Annotated in this window: 2 protein-coding genes; both read right to left on the minus strand. The window is 61.6% G+C overall.

Annotated features, from left to right (window positions below):
• Nucleotides 1-693: metallophosphoesterase (locus tag EN879_RS36610; RefSeq protein ID WP_206521094.1), on the minus strand; the 693-nt coding region annotated here is incomplete at its 3' end.
• A 187-nt stretch (nucleotides 694-880) separates the two neighbouring features.
• Nucleotides 881-1,173: hypothetical protein (locus EN879_RS36615; protein ID WP_127274751.1), on the minus strand; the 293-nt coding region annotated here is incomplete at its 5' end.

Raw genomic sequence — 1,173 nt, forward strand, 5'->3', positions numbered from 1 at the left:
GACGTCACGTTCGCGCCTGTAGCCGATATGGGTCACGGCGATGATCTTGTTGACGCCTTCGCCCTTGAGCTTCTCGACTTCGGCAGTGATCGACTTGACGTCGTCCTCGATGGCGACGTTGGGACCCGGCGAAGCGAGGTCCGGCGTGTCGTTGGTGATCGCGCCGATGATGCCGATGTTCTGGCCGCCGACCTCGACGACAACAGATGGCTTGACGCGGTCGCCGAGCTTGGATTGCGCGTTGGCCTTCACATTGGCGCCGAGCACGGGGAACTTGATCATGTCGAGGAACGGCGCCAAGGCGGCCTCGCCGTCGTCGAATTCATGGTTGCCGAGGGCCATGGCATCGAACTTCATGTCGTTGAGGAATTCGCCTTCGACCTTGCCCTTATAGGTCGTGTAGAACAGCGAGCCCTGGAAATTGTCGCCGGCGCTGAGCAGCAGCACGTTCTGGCCTTCCAGCTTCTTGCGTTCCTGGGCAATCGCGGTGATTAGCCGGCCCGCGCCGCCGATGCACTCGCCCTTGGTCTCCTCGTCCGCCGAGCAGGTCGATTCATATTTGTTGTTGCCTTCGATGCGGCTGTGCCAGTCGTTGATATGCAGGATGTTCAGCGTGTAGTCGGCAAAGGACGCGCCGGCCGACAGGCCGAGGGCTGAGGCTGACAGGGCTGCAATGGCGGCAAGCTTCTTCATCTTCGTCTCCCGGAAAGCTGATCAGAGGCCATTAGCGCTCTTGCTTGACTGGAACATAACAGCCGGCGCTTTGGCCATGTTCCCATCGCGTTCCGGATGACGCAAGCGGAATCCGGGACCCTTTGCCGGCACAAAAAAGGACGGCGGCCAACCAGCCGCCGTCCTTGGAAAACGAATGGTCGTGGGTTCAGACGCGCCTTGTCAGCACGAAATTCTGACCGCTGGAGCTCGTGCAGTTGAGCTGGCTTGTCGACACCATCAGGCAGTTGAAGCTGACCGCGGTCTGGCGGATCAGCGAGGTGCCGTTGATCTGCACCGATGTGGCGCCGGTCATCGTGTAGCTGCCGTCGGCAAGCTTCTGGCCGGTGTCGGTGGCTACCGTCGTGAAGGTGCCGCCGGTGAAGGTCGACAGGCCGGTGCCCTTGGCGTCGATCCACGAGCCCTCGACGCCTTTCGGCGCCGCTGCCATCGGCGGTTGAA

The sequence above is a fragment of the Mesorhizobium sp. M7A.F.Ca.AU.002.02.1.1 genome, from assembly GCF_003998535.1.
Taxonomy (GTDB): Bacteria; Pseudomonadota; Alphaproteobacteria; order Rhizobiales; family Rhizobiaceae; genus Mesorhizobium; species Mesorhizobium ciceri.